Source organism: Treponema sp. OMZ 799 (assembly GCF_024181365.1).
Taxonomy (GTDB): Bacteria; Spirochaetota; Spirochaetia; order Treponematales; family Treponemataceae; genus Treponema_B.
The window spans coordinates 1,386,464-1,408,305 of the sequence record NZ_CP051301.1 but is presented as its reverse complement, the minus strand read 5'-3'; the positions used below and the strand labels follow the sequence as shown (position 1 = coordinate 1,408,305).

The 21,842-nt window shown below is 37.1% G+C and carries 21 protein-coding genes; 4 read left to right on the top strand and 17 right to left on the bottom strand.

Annotated elements, in window-relative coordinates; translation table 11 throughout:
• Window positions 1–13 precede the first annotated feature (13 nt).
• Genes E4O04_RS06340 through E4O04_RS06325 form a run of 4 tightly spaced genes read left to right on the top strand, consistent with a single transcriptional unit; the run spans window position 14 to window position 3,485 of the window.
• Window positions 14–784 (top strand): metal ABC transporter ATP-binding protein, encoded by a 771-nt coding sequence (locus tag E4O04_RS06340; RefSeq protein WP_253684812.1) that lies wholly within the window; start codon window positions 14–16, stop codon window positions 782–784.
• Complete coding sequence (gene troC, locus E4O04_RS06335) at window positions 781–1,686, top strand: transition metal ABC transporter permease subunit TroC (protein WP_253710615.1); 906 nt, start codon at window positions 781–783, stop codon at window positions 1,684–1,686. The genes E4O04_RS06340 and troC overlap by 4 nt, the downstream gene beginning before the upstream one ends.
• A 4-nt stretch (window positions 1,687–1,690) precedes the next feature.
• Window positions 1,691–2,791, top strand: coding sequence for a metal ABC transporter permease (locus tag E4O04_RS06330; RefSeq protein WP_253684814.1), 1,101 nt, complete (start codon window positions 1,691–1,693; stop codon window positions 2,789–2,791).
• Between the two features lie 25 nt (window positions 2,792–2,816).
• On the top strand, window positions 2,817–3,485 hold the full coding sequence (locus tag E4O04_RS06325) for a metal-dependent transcriptional regulator (RefSeq protein WP_253684815.1): 669 nt from the start codon (window positions 2,817–2,819) through the stop codon (window positions 3,483–3,485).
• Here the strand turns inward: E4O04_RS06325 and E4O04_RS06320 are convergent.
• From E4O04_RS06320 to E4O04_RS06240, 17 genes are all read right to left on the bottom strand, one after another.
• Window positions 3,478–4,680: a glycoside hydrolase family 3 N-terminal domain-containing protein gene (locus tag E4O04_RS06320; protein ID WP_371922267.1), complete on the bottom strand. Its 1,203-nt coding sequence runs from the start codon at window positions 4,678–4,680 to the stop codon at window positions 3,478–3,480. The two genes, E4O04_RS06325 and E4O04_RS06320, sit on opposite strands and share 8 nt — an antisense overlap.
• 13 nt (window positions 4,681–4,693) lie before the next feature.
• On the bottom strand, window positions 4,694–7,126 hold the full coding sequence (locus tag E4O04_RS06315; protein WP_253710610.1) for a tetratricopeptide repeat protein: 2,433 nt from the start codon (window positions 7,124–7,126) through the stop codon (window positions 4,694–4,696).
• Entirely contained in the window at window positions 7,120–7,563 is a 444-nt protein-coding gene (gene fliJ, locus E4O04_RS06310; protein ID WP_253710607.1) for a flagellar export protein FliJ, read from the bottom strand. The genes E4O04_RS06315 and fliJ overlap by 7 nt, the downstream gene beginning before the upstream one ends.
• Entirely contained in the window at window positions 7,563–8,987 is a 1,425-nt protein-coding gene (gene fliI / locus E4O04_RS06305) for a flagellar protein export ATPase FliI (protein WP_253710605.1), read from the bottom strand. The genes fliJ and fliI overlap by 1 nt, the downstream gene beginning before the upstream one ends.
• 9 nt (window positions 8,988–8,996) lie before the next feature.
• Window positions 8,997–9,923 (bottom strand): flagellar assembly protein FliH, encoded by a 927-nt coding sequence (gene fliH / locus E4O04_RS06300; protein WP_253684820.1) that lies wholly within the window; start codon window positions 9,921–9,923, stop codon window positions 8,997–8,999.
• 20 nt (window positions 9,924–9,943) lie between these two features.
• Complete coding sequence (gene fliG / locus E4O04_RS06295) at window positions 9,944–10,993, bottom strand: flagellar motor switch protein FliG (RefSeq protein WP_253684821.1); 1,050 nt, start codon at window positions 10,991–10,993, stop codon at window positions 9,944–9,946.
• A gap of 1 nt (window position 10,994) precedes the next feature.
• Window positions 10,995–12,698: a flagellar basal-body MS-ring/collar protein FliF gene (fliF, locus tag E4O04_RS06290; RefSeq protein ID WP_253684822.1), complete on the bottom strand. Its 1,704-nt coding sequence runs from the start codon at window positions 12,696–12,698 to the stop codon at window positions 10,995–10,997.
• 65 nt (window positions 12,699–12,763) lie between these two features.
• Window positions 12,764–13,129, bottom strand: a complete 366-nt coding sequence (gene fliE, locus E4O04_RS06285) for a flagellar hook-basal body complex protein FliE (RefSeq protein ID WP_253684823.1) — start codon at window positions 13,127–13,129, stop codon at window positions 12,764–12,766.
• Between the two features lie 20 nt (window positions 13,130–13,149).
• Window positions 13,150–13,605 (bottom strand): flagellar basal body rod protein FlgC, encoded by a 456-nt coding sequence (flgC, locus tag E4O04_RS06280; RefSeq protein WP_253684824.1) that lies wholly within the window; start codon window positions 13,603–13,605, stop codon window positions 13,150–13,152.
• A 23-nt stretch (window positions 13,606–13,628) separates the two neighbouring features.
• A complete protein-coding gene (flgB, locus tag E4O04_RS06275; RefSeq protein WP_253684825.1) occupies window positions 13,629–14,048 on the bottom strand; it encodes a flagellar basal body rod protein FlgB in 420 nt (139 codons plus the stop codon).
• A 51-nt stretch (window positions 14,049–14,099) separates the two neighbouring features.
• Complete coding sequence (hslU, locus tag E4O04_RS06270) at window positions 14,100–15,563, bottom strand: ATP-dependent protease ATPase subunit HslU (RefSeq protein WP_253684826.1); 1,464 nt, start codon at window positions 15,561–15,563, stop codon at window positions 14,100–14,102.
• Window positions 15,563–16,099 carry an ATP-dependent protease subunit HslV gene (gene hslV / locus E4O04_RS06265; RefSeq protein WP_253679685.1) on the bottom strand — a complete coding sequence of 179 codons (537 nt, stop codon included), beginning with the start codon at window positions 16,097–16,099 and terminating at the stop codon, window positions 15,563–15,565. The genes hslU and hslV overlap by 1 nt, the downstream gene beginning before the upstream one ends.
• Window positions 16,100–16,170: 71 nt before the next feature.
• On the bottom strand, window positions 16,171–17,088 hold the full coding sequence (gene xerC / locus E4O04_RS06260) for a tyrosine recombinase XerC (RefSeq protein ID WP_253710603.1): 918 nt from the start codon (window positions 17,086–17,088) through the stop codon (window positions 16,171–16,173).
• Window positions 17,081–19,246 carry a type I DNA topoisomerase gene (gene topA / locus E4O04_RS06255; protein WP_253710601.1) on the bottom strand — a complete coding sequence of 722 codons (2,166 nt, stop codon included), beginning with the start codon at window positions 19,244–19,246 and terminating at the stop codon, window positions 17,081–17,083. Before topA ends, xerC begins: the two co-directional genes overlap by 8 nt.
• A gap of 18 nt (window positions 19,247–19,264) precedes the next feature.
• Window positions 19,265–20,197, bottom strand: coding sequence for a DNA-processing protein DprA (gene dprA, locus E4O04_RS06250; protein ID WP_253684829.1), 933 nt, complete (start codon window positions 20,195–20,197; stop codon window positions 19,265–19,267).
• A gap of 4 nt (window positions 20,198–20,201) precedes the next feature.
• On the bottom strand, window positions 20,202–20,924 hold the full coding sequence (locus E4O04_RS06245) for a tetratricopeptide repeat protein (RefSeq protein WP_253684830.1): 723 nt from the start codon (window positions 20,922–20,924) through the stop codon (window positions 20,202–20,204).
• Window positions 20,921–21,835, bottom strand: coding sequence for a site-specific tyrosine recombinase (locus tag E4O04_RS06240; RefSeq protein ID WP_253710819.1), 915 nt, complete (start codon window positions 21,833–21,835; stop codon window positions 20,921–20,923). Before E4O04_RS06240 ends, E4O04_RS06245 begins: the two co-directional genes overlap by 4 nt.
• Between the last annotated feature and the right edge of the window lie 7 nt (window positions 21,836–21,842).

Sequence of the window (21,842 nt, the reverse complement as noted above, 5' to 3'; positions counted from 1 at the left end):
TAAGGATGATTTTATGAACAATTGCTGTGCCGAACATTCACAAGAAAATTTAATTCCGGCTTTTTGCGTTGAAGACCTAACCTTGGCTTACCGCGAAAAGCCTGTACTCTGGGACATAGACGTATGTGTCCCGCAAGGAGCAATGGAAGCCGTAGTCGGCCCAAACGGTGCCGGAAAATCGACCCTGCTTAAAGCAATGATGGGTATTCTTCCTATAGCATCAGGCGAAATAAAAATATTCGGAAAATCATATAAATCTCAAAGGAAAAGAATAGCCTATGTACCGCAAAGAAGTTCGGTCGATTGGGATTTCCCTACAACCGTCTTTGATGTTGTTTTAATGGGTTCATACGGGAATTTAGGATGGATAAAACGACCCGGGCAAAAAGAAAAAAAAGAAGCCCTATCAGCCTTGGAAAAGGTAGGCATGGCAGAGTTCGCAAAACGCCAGATAAGCGAGCTTTCAGGCGGCCAACAGCAAAGAGTTTTTTTGGCAAGGGCTCTTGTTCAAAATGCGGATCTTTATTTTATGGATGAACCCTTTCAAGGAGTCGATGCAGCGACCGAACAGGCTATTGTAAAACTTTTAAAAGAACTAAAAGCAAACGGAAAGACTCTTTTGGTTGTTCATCACGATCTTCAGACAGTAAAGGATTACTTTGATAGGGTTCTCTTATTGAATGTAAGATTAATAGCCGAGGGAAGCGTTGAAGAAGTTTTTACCGAAGAAAACTTGCGCAAAACCTATGGAGGCAGAATCGCCTACAATTCTGAAAAAAAATGAATGAGATAATAAATTTTTTTGCCGACTATACTTTGAGAAATGTTTTTTTAGGAACGATGCTTTTAGGAATCGGATCGGGTGTGGTAGGCAGCTTTGCCGTCTTACGTAAACAAAGTTTACTCGGAGATGCAATTGCACACGCAGCTCTCCCCGGAGTAGTAATAGCATTTTTACTTACAGGCTCTAAAATGACTCTGCCTCTTTTACTAGGTGCAGGTATTACGGGACTAATAGGAACATTTTTTATAAACAACATTGTAAATAACTCAAAGGTTGACACGGATGCGGCTCAAGGGATTGTATTGGGTGTTTTTTTAGGCTTAGGCTTTTTGCTTTTAACCTACGTCCAAAAACTGCCGGGAGCCGGGAAAAGCGGTCTTGACAAATTTATCTTCGGACAGGCGGCAACTATCACACAACAAGATGTGATTATAATTTTTATAGTCGAAGCATTTATCCTTATAATTATTGCACTTTTATGGAAAGAATTAAAACTATCTACATTTGATCCGGGATTTTCTCAATCAATAGGTTTTTCACCTAAAATAACGGAATTAATTTTGACGGTTTTAATCGTAATTACAATAGTTATAGGAATACAATCTGTCGGAGTAATTTTGATGAGTGCTCTTTTACTTGCACCGGCTGCTGCGGCAAGACAATGGACGGATAGATTAAGCATAATGTGCATCCTATCTGCCTTTTTTGGAGCCGCATCCGGAATGGGCGGAGCGGTAATTTCTTCTCAAGTTTTAAAAATGCCTACAGGCCCTGTAATAGTTTGCTTTTTAACGGCCTTTACACTTATTTCAATCCTATTTAGTCCTCATAGAGGAATTATTCAGGCAAGGATAAAAAAACTTTATATTAAAAATAAAATACTTAAAAACATAGGGAATTAAATATATGAATATGGAAATAATATTAATTGCAATTATTGTCTCCGCTTCATGTGCTCTCTGCGGAGTATTTTTAGTTTTAAGAAGAATGTCTTTGATGAGCGATGCAATAAGCCACTCAATCATAATAGGAATCGTACTAGGTTTTTTTATAAGCAAAACCTTATCTTCAAGCATACCCTTGACAGGTGCCGTTATAGCCGGAATGGCCTCGGTTATATTTACAGAAGCCTTACAAAAAACAAAGCTTATAAAAAGCGATGCAGCCATAGGTCTTGTTTTTCCGTTTTTATTCAGCCTTGGAGTTATCTTGGTTTCACTCTATGCAGGAAATGTTCATTTGGATACCGATTCCGTCTTATTGGGAGAATTAGCCTTTGCACCCTTTGACCGAATAAATTTTTTTAATTTTTCTCTTCCCAAAAGCTTGGTTCAAATGAGCGGAATTCTTTTATTCGATTTACTTTTTATCATAATGTTTTTTAAAGAATTAAAGCTGACAACCTTTGATCCTAACTTGGCAAAATCAATAGGCTTTTCGCCTGCAATTATGCATTACGGATTAATGTTTGCAGTGAGCCTTACCTGCGTCGGAGCCTTTGATTCTGTCGGAGCCGTTTTAGTTACAGCCTTGATGATAGCTCCGGCTGCAGCAGCCCTCTTATTGACAAACAGTCTTTTTTATATGATAGCAATTTCAATTTTTATTGCTTCGGCGGCTTCAATAAGCGGCTTCTACCTTGCAGTAAAAATCGACGGAAGCATATCGGGTTCAATGGCAGCGATGACAGGGCTGTTTTTTTTACTTGCTTACCTATTCTCTCCAAAGGACGGATTGGTAAAACGAAGGGCCGAACAAAAAAATCTAAAAATAGATTTTGCCGTCAAGATGCTCATTGTGCATCTTTTGCATCATCAAGGTGAAGAAAATATGGACAGCGAATGCCGGGAAAAACATTTATGCGAGCATATTAACTGGACAGAAAAAAAAGCCCATACAGTAGTACTAGCGGCAAAACGGCTGGGATATATAAAAAAAGAAAACGGTTTACTTCTTTTGTCTCCATTAGGAAGGGACGAAGCAGAAAAATCGATAACAAATATTTAAGTTGAATAAATTTTTAGGAGGAAGAGTGCAAATCTCGCAAATTGCAACCGAAAATTATTTAAAATCTATTGTCAAATTTTTATCGGAAAGCGATAAAGATATAATTACTACCGGTGAGCTCGCAAAACTATTACATGTTACACCCGGTACGGTAACCTCGATGGCAAAAAAGCTTGAAAAAGAAGGATACATAGAATATCAAAATCGGATAGGATGCAGCCTTACCGAAAAAGGCAAAAAATACGGCCTTAATATTTTAAGACGTCACAGGCTAATCGAAACCTTTTTATTTCAAACTCTCAAAATGGATTGGAAGGATGTTCATAACGAAGCGGAAAATTTAGAACATGCAGCCTCTGATATCTTAATAGATAAAATAGACAAATACTTGGGAAAGCCTAAAAGAGATCCGCATGGGGCGGTGATACCTAAAAAAAATCAAAAAGAATATACATCTATAGACTTAAATTTAAATAAAGCAGCTTGCGGAATAGAATACTCAATAGCGAGGCTTACAGGTTCGGAAGCTCAATTTGAATATTATAAAAAAATAAATCTAAAATTAAATTCTAAGATCATACTTCAAAATAAAAATGAAGAAAGCGGTTTGGCCGAAATAATAATAGATGAAAATAAAGTCTCATGCTCCACAATGATTTTAAAAAACATCTTCGTCGAAAAAATTATTATTTAGACTGCTTTGAGTTTTTTAAAATATTCTCCGCATCTTTTTTTGCTTTATAAAATTTTTCTTTATTAAATTTATATTTTTCGATAGGCCTACATGTTTCGTCAATAATACCCATTTTTATTTTTGTTTTTAAAATATTAAATACCGCATCATCTATTCTTTTTAAAAAATCGGATTCTGCTTTCATTTTTTTTGAAATTACCTCTACGAGTTCTTTAAACTTAGGTTCGGAACACATTACCATATCACAGCCTGCTGCTAAAGCTAAAAGCACATTATCCTCTGTAGATCGCCCATCCGTTTTAAGGGTCTTCATAGCCATATCATCGGTAATAATTAAGCCCTTAAAATTTAATTCATTACGTAAAAATTTTTCTATTCCGATTTTTGAAAAACAAAAAGGCTTTTTCTCTATAAATGAAACTTCAGCATGAGAAATTAAAACAACTTCATCACTGCCATAAATAATTCGGCGAAAAGGATTAATAAAATCCCTATAAAAAATATCTTGATCAACATCAATAATACTTTTTGAAAGATGCGGATCTGTTTCCGCATTTCCGGGAAAATGCTTAACTGTAGAAAGCATCCCGCCCTTTTTCATCCCGGAAATAAAAGCTTTAGCATATCTTACTAAAACATCTTCATCATTAGAAAAAATGCGGTCATCCAAAAAACCGGAACCTTGTGATCTTTCTTTTTCAACAATAGGAGCTAAATTTAAATGTATACCCAATAAATTGATTTGCTCTGCCGTATGCGTGTATAGGGCTAGGGCTTCTTCTTCCGTTAATGTTTTCGCTATTTTTTTAGGTGAAGGGAGAGGTGATCCAATTTTTCGTATTCGATAAACACGTCCGCCTTCAAAATCGGATGCAAAAAAAGGTGGTATAAACGTTTTTGATTTGGACAAATTTTGTACAGACTGCTTTACCGATTTTATATAATAAGCACAAGCTTGAGGCGTATCCGAAAAATTATATCCGAATAAAATAAAAGCTCCCGGCGTATAAGAGTCAAAATAGGAACTTAAATAAGGAGGAAATTTTTTTTCCCCCTCAATACTCATCATTAAAACCTGAGAAGCTTTTTCTTCACTAGTCATTTTTGAAATATAAGATCGAATATCTGAATCATCGCCAAAAAGAAAAGAATAAACAAAAAAACAACAAAAGAAAGCAAAAAAATAGCGTTTCATAAATATCCCAAGATTAAATAAGTTTTTGACTTTTTGCAATCTTAAAAAGTCTGGAGTTCCATAAATTATTTTGCATATACTTATCGCGTATATCGTTTTCACCTATAGCCAATACGTTTTTTTGCATCGATTTAAAAGCCTTGCTTAGATAAGCAATGGTTTGTGAAGAACTTTCTCCGTATAACTTAACGGATAAATCATAGCATAGATACATATATAAAGATGAATAAGGATCATTCTGATATAAGGATTCAACAGCCGATGTTTCCAAATCCGATAAAAAAACTTTACATTCTTCAATATCATACATTTTTGAAAAGTTAATTTTACAATTATAGTAATTATAAAAGGCATCAAACATCTTCTTACCGATAGATTTGTTATATATATTGGACCAAATCAAATCTTCAGTAATACTAAAACCTGATGTTAAATTTTTAAATTCCATAAGTCCGGAATTATTGTACTCACTATAAATCGAAGATATATCCAAATCCAATTTTTCAAAATCATTTTTTAAAACAGGATAAAATAAAAATGATTCGAGTAAAAACAATAAAGCGTCATCGGTATAATCTATATATTTTAGTAAAAGCTCTTGTCCGTTTTTTATTTGCCCCATATAAATTAAAGAACGGGCATACCAAGATTTACATAAGGGCTCTAATTTATCAAAATATAAATTTGCAAAATCAGACGCTGTCTTAAAATTTTCTGCTGCCTTATTAAATTCTCCTATTTGTAAATAGACTCGCCCTTTCATAAAAAGATATGGAATTTTCCAATCTTGTTCAAAATATTCATCAACAGAAGCGGCTAAACGATCTAAAAAAGTTATAGATTGTTTTAAGTTGTTTTGTAAAAAATAAACAACACTAATATTAAATAATGCATCACAGATAAAAGACGTATCATGAGAATGTTCAGCATTATCAAGAGCATAAGAAAAATAAGTAATAGCATCGGATATTTTATTTTCCGTTAAATTAAAAAAAGCCAGCAACGAAAAAGCTCTATACTCCCCCGACTCCAATTTATTTTCTTGAAAAAAACCGATTGCAGTTTTTAAATATGCATAAGACTTTGCTGTACTGTCATCTATATTTGCAATAATCGAATTTTGATAATACCTTAATGCATCATAAAAACTTTCGTTTTTATATTTCTTTAAATCTAAACCTTCAATTGAAGAATCCGAATAATTATGGAATATTGATGCAAGTAAAAAATCGGGTTTACATTTAAAATTTAAAGAATCAAATATTTTTTCAGCCTCAGAATTTGCATTTAGAATTCCTTTTTTATATTTAGCCCATAAATATTCCGTTATATTCGAATCAGCCATATTTTTGCCGGGATTAATACGTCTTTCAATAATTTCAGGCAAACCATAAGGAACGGCGTAGATATTATTTTCAACCAAAATAATTCCTATTGAATACATCCAAGCATAAATATCATCAAAAAAATTCTTACTTTTATTCAATGAAAGTAAAAAATCGGTAATTTCATCATAAAAAAAATATTTACCTGAAGAAAGAATAATATATATCAACTGTAACAAATCATCAGGAATATTATATATTGAAGGCAGGGAAGAATCTAAAGCTTCTATTTTTATATATTTATTAACTGCATATATTTTTTCTGCTTCTTCCAAATTTTTTTTATCGTTTATATTATCTATTAGAACTTTTACGTGTTTTCCGCCATTTTGTTTTTTTATATAATTTTTCAAGTATATTGCAGCATTTGTTAAAAAGGCATCAATAAAATACTGAGGCATATCTTTAGAAAATCTATGTTTTTTTAGATAGATATAAACATTTTTTGTAGCTAAAAAAGAAGCTCTATCTTCATTACTCATAGCTTTTAAACAATCATTATCTAAAGGATTAGCCAAAATGAAATTATATAGAGCCAAAAAATAATTATCATTTCTATGCAGTATTATTGAAGCATTTTTTTCAATATTTTTATTATAAGTTAAATTAATATTTTCAAAAAATTTAAATGCATTACATAATAAAACGGAAGAATCTATTTCATTAAAATCAATATATTTTGAAAGTTTATCGGAAGCAAACTTTGAAGCAAACATACCCATCTCCGGTATTAATTGCTTTTTATATAGTAATAAGGATTCGAATAAAATCTCATTTGAAACTTCTTCTTCGTAATAATCTGTAATACATCTCACTTCTGAGATTTTATTTTTATATGAAACTAATATTTTATTTACATTATATAAAAACCGAGCAGTAGAAAAGGCATAAGCAATTGATTTTTTTTTAAATAAAAAGTAAAAACCGCCTTGAGCCTGTATAAATTCCGCTCCGTTTGATAAAGCCTCTTCTTTTATTAGGTTAATAAAATCGGTAAGAATTTTTAAATTAATTTTACGTAATTGTCTTTCATATATTATTTCTAAAAAAACACTTAACATGTACCGGCCCTTGATTTATAAGTAATAATATCATCGATATATTTTTCTTCCATTTTTATATTTTCTTTTTCCCATATCGCACGTTTTTTTTCTTTTAGTTTTGAAATTACTTTACGTTTTGATGCAGCCTCAATATAAATCTTTCTTTTTTCTTCAATAATTTGTTCTGCGAAAACTAATTTTTCCAGCAACTCATCCTTTTTTTTATCCAAAAGGATGGTATAATTTTGAGCATTATGAAGATCTGTTATATTTATTTTATCGGATTCAGGATTAAATTCGGCTCCTGTTTTTGCTTTTAACTTAGCAATTTGTTTTAGCTCGAGATCTATATAGTCCTTATGAGCAATAGCATGAGCCAAGTCAATCTCTGCCTGATGTTCATAAAATTCGCGTAAGTTTAAAAGTTTTTCAAGCCGAAACTCAAACCTTTTCATTACTTAACCTCTCGATCCGGTTTATACAATGCAGAGGCTTCAGAGCTTTGAGCATATTTTTTTATTGCCCCGACACCCAATCCGGCTTCATCAAATTCTTCGGGCGGAATATCTATACCCGTAATATCCGAAAGTTTTTGTAAGGTATCTTTCAGTTTTGCAGGATCATCAACCTCTTGAGTTAAAAACTCGTAAATACGCGGATAGTGGTCTATAGCATCATCGATTGCCGGGCTGCTTCCTTTTTGATAAGCACCGAGATTTATCATATCCTCCGATTCGGTATAGTCTTTCAGTAAGGTACGCATACGTTTTGAAGCTGCTTTTGTATTTTGTCCGGACACTCTGTTTGCTAAACGCGAAATACTTTTTAAAATATTGACTGCAGGATATTGTCCTCTTTCGGCAAGGTTTCTATCCAATACAATATGACCGTCTAAAATACCTCGCACGGCATCCGAAATAGGTTCATTCATATCGTCACCTTCTACCAAAACGGTATAAAACCCTGTAATGGAACCTTTTCCGGAAGTACCGCTTCTTTCAAGCAGTTTAGGAAGCGAACTAAAAACACTGGGAGTATATCCTCGTGTTGCAGGAGGTTCACCTATGGCAAGCCCTATTTCACGTTGAGCCATAGCAAACCGTGTTACCGAATCAAAAAGAAGCATAACATCCTTTCCTTGATCGCGGAAATATTCTGCAATTGCCGTAGCGGTATATGCGCCTCTTATTCTTGCGAGAGCACTTTGATCCGAAGTTGCACTTACAATTACCGAATGTTTTAAACCTTCAGGTCCCAGATCATGCTCGATAAAATCTAAAACTTCCCTGCCCCGCTCTCCTATAAGAGCAATAACATTTACATCGGCATTTGTGTTTCGGGCTATCATTCCGAGCAAGGTAGATTTTCCTATTCCGGTTCCGGCAAAAATACCCAAACGCTGTCCTCGCCCCACGGCCAAAAGACCATCGATAGCTCGGATACCTGTAACAATTCTTTGCCTTATGGGCTTGCGGGTCATAGCATCGGGAGGAGGGGCTACAACAGGATATCTTTTAGCGGAATAAGGCTCAGGTTTACCGTCAGCCGACTTGCATAAGGCATCAACGACACGGCCCAGCAAAACATCGCCCACAGGTACTGATAGGATTTCGCCGCTTGCAATAACAAGATCACCTATTTTTACGCCTTGAACATCGGTATAGCTCATCAGCTGAACTATAGTTCCGTTTAAGCCCACAACCTCAGCCTTTAATCCCTCAGGATTATCATCGGTAATAATCTGGCAAAGCTCCCCTACGGAAGCCACAGGGCCTTCGCTTTCAATCAACTTATCGTGAACGCGGACAACGTGTCCTGTAAATTTTATCGGATCGGTTTCTGAGATAGCGTTGGTATATTTATCAAAAAGATCTACCATATCGGTACCCTAAATATTTCCGGTTTTTATCTTTGTTTTAATAGGCGATATTTCCAAAATCTTTTGTTCAAGTTCGTTAAGCTGACTTGCAATGCGTGCATCCACTGCACCGAAATCGGTTTCGATGATACAGCCGCCTTGATCAACTGTGGAATCTTCAACCACCGTAATATTTTTAATATTTTCTGCAGCGGATATAAAGTTTTGAGTATGCTCTGTAGTCATTTTAACATCAGCAAGATTTACTCGGATGACTACATCGCCTCTTCCTTTAACTTTACGCAAGGCATGGACAACATTGGAAACCACAACATTCCTTTGGTTTTCGGAAATAACCTTAACAACCTTTCTTGTCATCAAAAGAACAAGATCCACTATTTGCTGTTCGGTTTCCGAAAGAATTTCTTGGCGCCTATCCATTGTCTTATTTATTATCGTATGAAGACGATCGGTCAGGCGCTGCACTTCAAGATTTCCTTCTTTAAAACCTTCTTCACGGCCGCGGTTAAAACCCTCTTTATATGCATCACGATTTACGGAATCTTTGTTTTTCTCGGAATCGGCTATTATATCTCGGGCTTTTTGCTCGGCTTCGGCTATAATATCCTCGGCTTCTTTTTTTGCATTTTGCGCTATAACTTGAGCCTCATCAGTCTGCCTTTTTACTTCATCAAAGGCAGCATTTTGTGCACCTTGAATAATCTTATCGGCTTCAGCTTTAGCATCGGAAAGCATTCTTTCTTTTTGCTTTTCCCATTCGAGTCTAAAATCTTCAGCTTCTTTTTTTAAGTCTTCAATGGTAGGCCCTTGGTAAACTTCTACCTCTTCTTCAATAATTTCTTCAGGCTCTTCTTGAAAAGTTTTATTCAGCTGTAAAAATACTACATCGTTGTTGTTTTTATTTACCTCAAAGCCTCTAAAAATAGTCTTAGCCATAAGCAATTCTCCGTTTTATTTTATACCAATTCATCCTCTTCGGATCTGGCGATAACAATTTCACCCTTATCCTCCAAGTGCCTGATAATCGAAACAATCTTTTGCTGAGCTTCTTCGACATCTTTAACACGTATCGGGCCCATGTATTCCATTTCATCGCGGAGCATAGCACCGGCGCGCTTGGACATGTTTCTGAATATCTTATCTTGGACCTCAGCATCAACCTGTTTAAGAGCCTTAGCCATTTCATCGTTATTAACTTCGCGCAATACCTTACTGATGGATCTATCGTCAAGCATAACAATGTCTTCGAATACGAACATCTTCTTCTTGATTTCTTCTGCCAAATCGGGGTCTTCATCTTCGAGAGATTCGATAATCGATTTTTCTGAAGAGCGGTCAACAAGGTTAAGAATTTCAACTATACTGTCGACACCTCCGGCAGCCGTATAGTCTTCGCTCGAAACCGTAGAAAGTTTCTTTTCCAAAACGCGTTCAACTTCACGGAGAACATCGGGGGAAGTAGTATCCATGGTTGCAACACGTCTTGCAACATCGCTTTGAATTTCATCGGGAAGATTTTGCAAAATCACCGATGCTTTTTGCGGTTCAAGATATGCAAGAATCAAAGCTATCGTCTGCGGATGCTCTTGCTGGATAAAGTTCAAGAGGTGAGCCGGATCCGTACGCCTTATAAAATCGAAAGGACGGACTTGAAGAGAACTCGTGAGCCTATTAATTATTTCGATAGCTTTTTGACTTCCGAATGTTTTTTCCAAAACGTCTCTTGCATAATCTATACCGCCCGTTGTTATAAAGTTTTGGGCGGTCATTAGATCCTGAAACTCTTGGAGAACGGCATCCTTTAATTCCGCCTCTACTGTTTCGGTTCTTGCAATTTCAAAAACTATTTTTTCGACTTCATCTTCACGAAGCCTTTCCATTATTTTAGCGGAGATTTCACCTCCCAGAGATACTAAAAATATAGCAGCCTTTTGTCTTCCGGTAAGAGAATTAATGTCCTTACCTTTTTTTGCACTGCCTCTTTCTTTTGCAGGTGTTACAGCCATATTATTCCTCCATGAGCCAAGTTCTAATTAAGAGAGCAACATCTTCAGGATGTTCCCTAGCCATATTGATGGCATTTTCTTGAAGCTCCTGCCTTCTTCGCTCTTCAACAGTCATTGAAACATCGGCATCAGCCATCTGCTGATCATACAACATTCTTTCACGTTCCAGCTGTGCTTGACGCAAAAGCTCTTCTTCGCGGAGCCTTTTTCTTCTTTCAAGCTCACGACTTATAATTCTATACAAGATAAAGAGCAATAATATTAGTGCTATACCGGCGAGAGAAAGTAAGAATATAGTTTGTCTTTGCAGTGACTTAAAATATTCTTTATCTTCAAGTTCAAACTGTGAAGACCTGTCTACCATAACATTTAAAACGCTCACAGAATCTTTGCGGCTTGCATCAAATCCTATGGCATCTTTAATTATTTTTTCGGCCTGTTTTATTTCTTCAGGAGAAAGAGGTTTATATTCTCTTTCAATCATCCCGTTCTTAATAATATATTTTCCGTTAACATCCTTTTGCTTTACCCAAAGACCGTCTATGTTTACGGATACGGTTCTTCTTCCCATCTTAGGAAGAAAGTTCTCTTTTATCTGACTTGAGCTTACAAGATGATTTTCTTTTGTAATCGTCTGAGTTGAGCGGCCGACCAAATTTCTTGTATCCTGATAAGAAGGCGGCGTTTGTCCTTCCGTTCCCGTAGGTCCTTGAGGATTGATTCCGCTTCCTTCCCAAATCGTAGTTGCATTTTCGGAGCTTACCGTAACCGATTTTACAACTTCCGAGTCGTCATAAGAAGTTTCAGGATTATCCGGTTTAATAACTATAGGACGTATTTCGGTTGTGTCGGCAGAACGTTCAGACATATCCATGTCAATTTTAACGTTTATATCCCTAACTCTGTCTTCACCGTATATTTTTTGTAAAGGTATCAATATATTTTCACCGTATTGTCTTTCAAGTTTAGATATAAACTTTTGCTGCTTTTCAATTAAGGTTAATCGATCGGCATCTTTCATACCTTCAAAATCGTTTAAAGTAATACCTGAAGTATCTCTTATAGTTATATCTTCATCTTTTAATCCGGGAACCGCAAGCCTCAACATCTTTTGAATACCCTCTACTTTTTTGCGGTTATTGGAAATATCGCTTCCCGGTGCAGGAGAAATTACGACCGTTGCCGTTGCAGGAAGCTGCTCCGATTCAAACAAGGCTTTTTCCGGTATGCGGACAACAACATTTGCATCATCAATATCGTCTAAAGCTTTTAAGTGTCTTCTAACTTCTTCGGTAATGGCACGGCGTAAATCAATCTCACGGTCAAAATCGGTGCGGGAATATCTTTCCACATCGAAGAAAGCCCAAGGACTTGTATTGGTAGGTATCAAGTCTTCACGCATCAATATGGCCCTCATTCTTCGCGCAGTTGTTTCATCTGCAACAGAGATTATACCATCGGAAGAGATTGTAGTTTTTACGTTTTCTTCATTAATGCGCAAGATAATTCGATCCCGCAGATCAACATCGGTTATCGCCATGTCTATTACCGGCACCGAGGTCGGCTTTGAAGACCATCTACTGAGAACGACAACCAGCACCAGAGCAATAACAACTACCCCGATGATGATGCCTTTTTGGAGCTTTGTCCATTTTCCCCAAAGCGTCCCAAACTTTGTTTTTAGATTGTTAAATTTTTCGTTCATGTTTCCCCCCATGTACTGAACGAGCTTTGCAATACTTTAAGGTTAAAGTCTTGCGAGGCTATCTTTTATCTCGTTGTGGTAATATCATTCCAACTTTTTACCAAACGGTCGATTATAGTTTGTGCTAATTTAAGCGACAAACTCGCTTCGGCCATTCCCATCGTTATATCATGAACATCGACCGATTCGGGATCGACAATCATCTGCTCTCCCAATTTATCCATGTTTGTTTGCTTTGCATTCATGCTGTCAAAGGCTTTTAAAATTGTCTGCTCAAAACTTGAAGCTTCTTTATTTACGGCAAGCTCAATCATGTCCGTATTCGAAACCATCTTGGCTCTAAAATTATCGGTAACAACGGCATTAATTTTCGGAACATCTAAAAGGCCGGGTACCGAATTTACATTTGCAACATTTACAGCGTTTACCATTTTTTCCTCCCATCCTCATTTTATCGTGCAATATCCAAGGCTCGTTGGAACATATCCTTTGCACCGTTTACAACAGCAAGGTTTGCTTCATAAGCTCTTGAAGCCGAAATCAAATCAACCATTTCGGTAACTATGTTTACATTGGGATACTCTACATATCCTTCCTTGGGGCCGTACTTTAAGGCCTTAGGATGGCTTGGATCATAAACCCAGCGGGTATCGGAAGTATCTTTTTCTATCGAAAGAACCTTAACTCCCTCGCCTACACCTCTTTCTACATTTTGAGGAGTAAAAGGAGTCTGCCAGTCGATACCGCTTTTCTTTTGACCGACTATTACACGGCTTCTTTTAAAGGGGCCGCCTTCTTGAGTTTCCAAGCTGGAAGCGTTTGCAATATTATTTGATATTACATCTGTTCTAAGACGCTCTACTCCCATTCCGGTAGCTGCAATATTTATACTTGTGAACAATCCCATATTTTTTCCTCCGCTTCCTTATTTTACTTTAAAACCGATTGTACCTGATTGTACTGAAATCCTGCCATCATACTTAAAAGCTGATACTGCATTTGAACCTTCAATACCTTCATGGCCTCATCTTCCGGATTTACATTATTTCCGTTTGCCTTTTCGGAACTCAAATAATCCAAAACACGTACAGGCTCAACCGTTCGATAATCTATAGGCTCATTTGATTTTATGTGCAAGGGATGAGTTGTTGCAAGCTGAAAAGCGCCTTTTGCATTTTTTTCGGAATCGAAGGCTCTCTTTAACTCTGATTCAAAATTTACCTCAGTCCGTTTAAAATTAGGAACATCCGCATTTGCAAGGTTGTTCGATGTAACGGTATAGCGCAAAGAGCTTACATCCAAGGCTCTGTGAAGTATATCCGTTGTTCTTAAAAAACTATTAAAACCCATAGTTCACTCCTAAGCATATTTTCGGCAAATTTTAAATACCCCTTAACCATATTATAGAATATATCGGGATAAATCCTGATCCTGTACTATATCCTTTAATCTTTCATCCACATAAGACACATCGATTCTTACGGTTTCACCGCTCATCTCGCTTGCATTAAACGAAATATCTTCCAAAAGCATCTCCATAATCGTATGCAGCCGCCTTGCTCCGATGTTTTCGTTTTTGCTGTTTACATCGGCAGCCAAAAAACTCATTCTATCAATGGCTTCATCCAAAAATTCTATTTTTACGCCTTCGGTTTCCAAAAGTTCCGCATATTGCTTTGTCAAAGCATTTTTAGGTTCAAGGAGAATCCGTTTAAAATCTTCTGCATGAAGGGCTTCAAGCTCTACACGCAAGGGAAAGCGCCCCTGAAACTCCGGAATTAAATCGCTCGGCTTCGATACGCTGAAAGCACCGGCCGCTATAAAAAGAATGTGACGGGTATCTACTACTCCGTATTTTGTAGAAACCTTAGAGCCTTCAACGATTGGAAGAATGTCGCGCTGAACACCTTCTCTTGAAACATCCGGCCCTCCTCCGCGATCGGAGCGGGAAGCGACCTTATCTATTTCGTCGATAAAGATAATTCCCATCTGCTCGACTCTTTGCTTTGCCTCATCCGTAACCTTATCGTGATCGACCATGCGGTCAAGCTGTTCGGTCATTATAATCTCGCGGGCTTCTTTTATGCTTACATTTTTGCGTTTTGATTTTGCGCCTCCCATAATCATATTCGAAATATTCGACATGGCAGATTCGATATCTTCCATATTTGATCCGCCTGCAAAAAATTCGAATGTAGGCATTCCGACCGATGGAGAAACCGTAACCTCAACCATCTTATCTTCGAGCTTACCCTCACGGAGCATTACTCGGAATTTTTCGCGAGTACCGCTCATATCGTTTTCATGCTGAGCCTTATCATCTTCGGCAGGAGCTGCAGAGCTCATACTCGGAATGGCTATCGGTGTCCCGGCGGAGGCATGAGAACTCTCTTGTGCAGGAACGGCAGCGGCCGGTGCAGCAGATTTCTTTTTATTTGAACCGGGTAAAAGCAAATCCAATAAGGATTCTTCCGTGTTTTTTTCTGCCTGTTCTTTTAGTTTTTCCTGCATTTCGCTTTTCACCATTGTGTAGCCCACAGCCATTAGATCCCTGATCATGGATTCGACATCGCGGCCGACATAGCCTACCTCGGTATATTTTGTAGCTTCAACTTTCAAAAAGGGAGCTCCCGACAATTTTGCAAGCCGCCTTGCAATTTCGGTTTTACCCACACCTGTAGGCCCTATCATCAAAATATTTTTAGGAGCTATTTCATCCCTTATTTCTTCCGGCAATTTTAGACGGCGCATTCTGTTACGGAGAGCAATAGCAACGGCCCTCTTTGCCTTGTTTTGTCCTATGATGTATTTATCCAATTCCGCAACAGTTTGCTTAGGCGTCAGCTCTTTTAATTCTTCGTTCATTATATTTCCTCCATAACTATTTTTCCGTTTGTGTAGATGCAGATTTTTCCTGCAATCTGTAAACTCTTTTCTGCAATTTCACGGGCGGAAAGATTTGTGTTTTGCATCAAAGCCAAAGCCGAAGCATAGGCATAGTTTCCTCCGGAGCCTATTGCAAGTACATCTTCTTCAGGCTCTATGACATCTCCGTTACCCGAAATTAAAAGAGTAGTCTTTGCATCGGCGACAAGCAGGAGGGCCTGTAAATTTTTAAGCATCTTATCGGTACGCCAATCCTTTGCAAGCTCTACGGCAGCACGAGTCAGATCGCCTGAAAATTCTTTTACCCGTATTTCGAATTTTTCTAAAAGAGTAAAGGCATCAGCCGTTGCTCCGGCAAAGCCCGTTATAATTTTTCCGTCATAAATTTTTCTTACCTTTCGGGCATTCCCCTTCATAACGGTTTCGCCCATAGTTACCTGCCCGTCTCCGGCCATAACAATTTTTCCGTCTCTACGTACAGCAAGCACTGTCGTACTTCGTATCTTTTTATCCATTTTAAAACTCCTATAAAACTTAGTAGATAAACAGTAAGGCTGAATTTCTGCCGAACTGTTTATCAAACCTCCTATGAATGAGGATGAGCAGTCTTATATAAATTTTGAAGCTGCTCAGCCGTAATATGCGTATATCTTTGCGTAGTGGAAACACTTTCGTGTCCAAGCAATTCCTGTACAACCCTTATATCCGCACCTCTTGTAATTAGAGTAGATGCAAAGCTATGCCTAAAAGCATGGGGTGAAAGATGTTTTAATTCGGGAGATAGTTCAACATATCTGTTTATTATATACCGAATTCCTTTACTTGTTAAGGGCTGAGCTTTTTGATTTATAAAAAGAGCATCCCTTATTTTTCCCTTATTATCTTTTTGAGTCTGCCCCTTGTGTTTTTCAAGCAGCTCAGCTCTTTCTTTTAAATACTCCTTTAAATAATCCCTTGCAAATTCTGCAAAAAACACCTTTCTTTCTTTTTTTCCTTTTCCAAAAACGATGGCATAAGAAAAAGTTTTATCCAAATCTTTTATATCGAGTCCGGCTAATTCCGAAACACGGCAGCCTGTAGAATAAAGAGAAGCGAATAAGGCAGCATCTCTTGCCTCCCAAAGAATGTCCGCATTTGAAGGCAGTTTACAAAATTCCTGAGCCTGTTTAGGAAACATGAACACAGGGAGCTTTTGAGCAAGTTTTAAATTCCTAACAGACGATATGGGATTTGTTTTTGTCAGGTTAAACCTTAAAGCATATTTGTAAAAGCCTCTGAGGGTAGACATCATCCTGTTGATTGAAGCCGGAGCAAATTTTTTATCTGCAAGTTCTGCGATAAAAATTCTGACCTCTGAAGATTTTAATTCAAAAACATCAAGCTCAAGTTCCTTTAACCATTCTTCAAAAATAATTAAATCGTTTTTATAAGAATCTATTGTTGCCTTTGTAAACTGCCTGACTCCCGCACTGTAAGTGAGGTAGTTTTCAAATACTTCATTCATTACTTCTATCTACCTCCACATCTTCTACGCCTTCAACTACGCTGTGTAAGTAATCGCAATCAGGATTAATACAGGCCTTATAGTTTCCGTTTTTCTTATCATATTTTTCTACCATAAACCATCCGCATTTAGGACAGGATGCATTGATGGGCTTAAAGTGAGAAATAAAATCGCATTCGGGGAAATGAGTACATCCGTAAAATTCTTTTCCCCTCTTTTTTGATTTACGGGCGATTATGTCGCCGCCGCAGCCTTCACGCGGACATTTTGCCAAGGGAATGGATTTTGTATTTTTACATTCGGGAAAGGCGCTGCAAGCCAAAAACACTCCGAAGCGTCCGAGTTTTTTTACCATCTTGTTTCCGCATTTTTCGCAGACTATGTCGGTAACCTCATCCAAGGAACCCTTAATGCTTTCTACATTTTCCAAGGCAGTATCTACTTTTTCTTTAAACGAACCGTAAAAACTTTCCATTAGCTTAGGCCATTCTATTTTATTTTCTGCAACTTCGTCCAAGCGGTTTTCCATTCCGGCAGTAAAATTAACGTCAATTATTTCTGAAAAATTTTCTACCAAAAGGCTGTTTATAATTCTTCCCAACTGTGTCGGAACAAGCTGCTTATTCGATCTTGTTACATAATAGCGGTCAAGCAAAACTGAAATAATAGGAGCATAGGTTGAAGGCCGTCCTATTCCTTTTTCTTCAAGCATCTTTACGATACTTGCATCCGTATAACGGGCCGGGCCTTGAGTAAAATGCTGTTCGGGTCTTAAACCTTCAATGCTAATTGCATCGTCGACTTTCATTGCAGGGAGAACAGTTCCTTTTTCATCTTTTGAAATCAAGGTCTTTGTAACGGTGTAAAAACCTTTTTCGGTTATCTTTGTAGAAGCAGCGCGGAAAATTGCATTCCCTACTTTTATTTCGTAACTCGATGTTTTTGTTTTTGCATTTTTCATTTGGCTTGAAACAAAGCGTTCCCAAATCAACGAATAAAGCCTTAACTGATCTCGAGTTAAAAATTCTTTTAAATAAGAAGGAGTATACTCAACATAGGTAGGCCGGATTGCTTCGTGTGCATCTTGAGCTTTTTTTCCCGTTGCGTACACATTCGGCTCATCGGGTAATTCTTTAGGATGATTTTCGGTTATCCACTTACGCACTGCATCTATCGCGATATCGGATATTCTGACAGAGTCGGTACGCATATAGGTAATCAAACCTACACGGGTAGAACCGACTGCAACGCCTTCATAAAGCTGCTGGGCTACCTGCATTGTTTTTTTGGAAGTAAAACCTATTCGGTTTGCCGCAACCTGCTGTAATGTAGAAGTTGTAAATGGAGGACGCGGCTTGATGCTTTTTTCCGTAATTTTAATATCGTCGACAAGTGCCGGTAATGAACCCAACTCTTTTATAATTGCATCAACTTCTTTTTGATTTTTTAATTCGGGTTTATTTTCGTTGTACTTTACAAGCTGAGCTTCAAAAGAAGTTTTATTGTATTTAAAATCTCCGTCAAGAGTCCAATACTCATCAGGTATAAAATTTTCAACTTCTTCTTCCCTCTCGCAGATTAAGCGGAGAGCAACAGATTGAACGCGGCCTGCCGATAGGCCGTTTTTTACTTTTTGCCAAAGAAGAGGAGATAAGTTATATCCTACAAGCCTATCTAAAACCCTTCTCGATTTTTGAGCATTTACCTTTCCCATATCGATATCCATAGGATTTTTTACGGCTTCTTGAATTGCATTGGGAGTAATTTCATTAAAAACAATTCTTTTTATAGGTGAAGAACATTCTTCAAGCAAGGCCTCATGTAAATGAAAGGCTATCGCTTCTCCTTCACGGTCATTATCACTTGCAAGAAAGACACCTGAAGATTTTTTTGCTTCTTTTTTTAGTTCTTTTAAAATTTTAGCCCGTCCCCTAACCGTGATATACTCAGGCGTAAAATTATTTTCTATATCTATTGCCAATCTGGACTTAGGCAAATCTATCAGATGCCCCATTGAGGCTCTGACTATATAATCGTTACCTAAATATTTTTCGATAGTCTTAGCCTTTGCAGGAGACTCTACTATAACCAAGCAATGCTGTTTTGTTTTTTTTGCAGTACGTTTAGTTTTCTTTGTTTCATCCAATGTTTTTTCCATAAATCAACACCTCATAATCTATAAATTGGTAAACAGCATATTTTGCTGATCTTTTTTTAAATGACTTTCTGTAGGATATTGCCAATCATGCATAATATCATCTATACATTTTATAGCAAAGGCACCTTGTTCGTAAAGACTAAGACACCCCTCATTTTGTAAAGAATGTAAAATAGGCTCACATACATAAACATCCCTGCCCTGCTCTAAGGCAAAATCTGCGGTAATAAGAGCCCCCGATTTTTTCGGAGCTTCAACAATTAAAACGGAACGCGAAAGCCCCGAAATAATTCTATTGCGTTCGGGAAAACGGTAAGAAAGGGGCTCTGTTCCCGGAGCATATTCACTTAAAATACAGCCGTCCGATTCTAAAATACTTGCAGCAAGTTTTTTATTTGAGCGGGGATAAATCATTTCAGGCCCGCAAGCCAAAACAGCTACAGTTTTTCCCATACCTTCAAGACAGCCCCTGTGAGAAAAAGCATCTATACCGAAGGCTAATCCAGACACTACAGGAATATTTTTTTCGCCGGCTTCTTTTCCCAAATTTAAGGCTTGCGCAATTCCTTCTCCCGTAGGCCGTCTGGTTCCTACCATTGCAAGCATGGGCTGTTCGGGAGACAGAAGATTTCCGCGATAAAAAACCGTAAATGGATGATCGGGAATTTCTCTAAGCTGCGGAGGGAATCCTGAATCATAGAAATAAAGCATTCTCACATCATATGAATTCATAATTTTTATACTTGAATCCGTAAGAGAATTAAGTAAATCCTTATCCCATTTTTTAGGTCTTACTTGCCGGCCGATAATTTCGGAAATATCTTTTATCGAAAGCGATACAAGAGAAGATAAGGAGTCAAGCTTTTCGGAAAGAAGAAGTTTTTCTTTTCCTTTAAGAAAATAACAATGAGATAATCCTATATACAATCTTTCTTTTTCGGATATATTCATTCTTTTATTTTCCTCCCGAGCTCCTAATCTCCCTAATATTAGTTTCCGCCTTTGCTTTTTTTTCTGCACTGCTTGAAATTTCGATAATGCGCTCATAAACTGCAATAGCTTTTTCATTTTCACCCGTCATATAATAAGCAGCACCGAGTAAAAATAAATGATCTATAGGCTTCTTTTCCCACTCGGCAATTTTTTCTAAAATGGGAATCGCATCTGCAGGTCTGTTTAATTCGAATATATACAATACCGACAAAGCATAAACAGCTTTTGAATGTTTAGGATCTATTTCAAGTGCACGGGTATAGGCGGAAACGGCAAGAGAAAAATATCTTTTTTTCTCTATATCGGTTCCCGTCAATTCAAAATCCAAAGAATTCTTTGCCGTTAAACTTGCAGCAAGCCCGGCTTGATAAAATAAATTTTGATTCTCGGGATAGTACTCTAAAGCTGTTTGAAAAGCCTTTAATGCTTTTTTATACATTTTTTGATCCATATATCTTGATCCGAGTATTTTATACCAAATGCCTATTCTTCCTTCTGCAATAATTATATCGTCAACTCTTTTTTCATACTTCTTTATGGCATCCTTTAATTCGGCCTCCGTATTCGGATTACTTACTCCCTCTTCCAGCTCCTGCAGTCTGCGGATACTTGTAACCTTATTACAGCCTACCAATATAAGAATTAACAACAAAGTAATTATTACAAGAAAAAAACTTTTTTTCATTTTATACCTCTTTCTAACTTTTTAGTATCAAAAAATTTATTATGATACATTTGCAAAGATTTATCCTCGATATGCGTATAAACTTGAGTGGTAGAAATATCGGAATGCCCCAAAAGACATTGTACGGATCTCAAATCAGCCCCTCCGGCAAGCAAGTGAGTGGCATAAGAATGCCTTAAAGTATGTACCTTTGTTTCAATACCGGAAAAATTCGAAAGTTCATTTATTCTTTTCCAAATTCCCTTTCTGGTTAAAACAGCTCCCCTGTTATTTAAAAATACGGAACCGGAAGTCAAAGTATTTTCAGGATGTTTAGGCTTTAATAATTCGGTACGGGCTTCAAGTATATATTGTTTCAACCAATACTTTGCAGCCCTTCCAAAAGGAACAATTCTTTCTTTGTTGCCTTTTCCCGTAACCTTAATTAAATCTTCATCATAAAAAATATCTTCCAGTTTTAAATTAACAATTTCACTTACTCTAAGACCTGCCGAATAAATAAGCTCAAATAGAGCCCTGTCTCTAATATTATTAGGCGAATCCAAAGGAATTGCAGCAAAAAGACTGTCGACCTCATCGGGAGATAAAACTCTGGGTAAGGTTTTTTCTCTTTTAGGTCTTTCAATACCTTCACTCGGATTATCTTTTCTAACTCCTTCAATAATCAAAAATCGAAAAAAGGAATTAAGAGCTGCAATATCCTTGGCTATGGTTTTAGCCATAATTCCGGATTCGGATCTATGCAAAATAAAATTAATACAGTCGACTTCAGACGCATTTTCAATTAAGGCATCGGACATATACTCTTGAAATAATTGCAAAGTATTAATATAAGTTTGAGCTGTTGTCTTAGAATGAGATTCTGCTGAAATTAAAAATCCGTAAAAAGCCCTAAGCTGTATCTTTGTCAGTTTATTT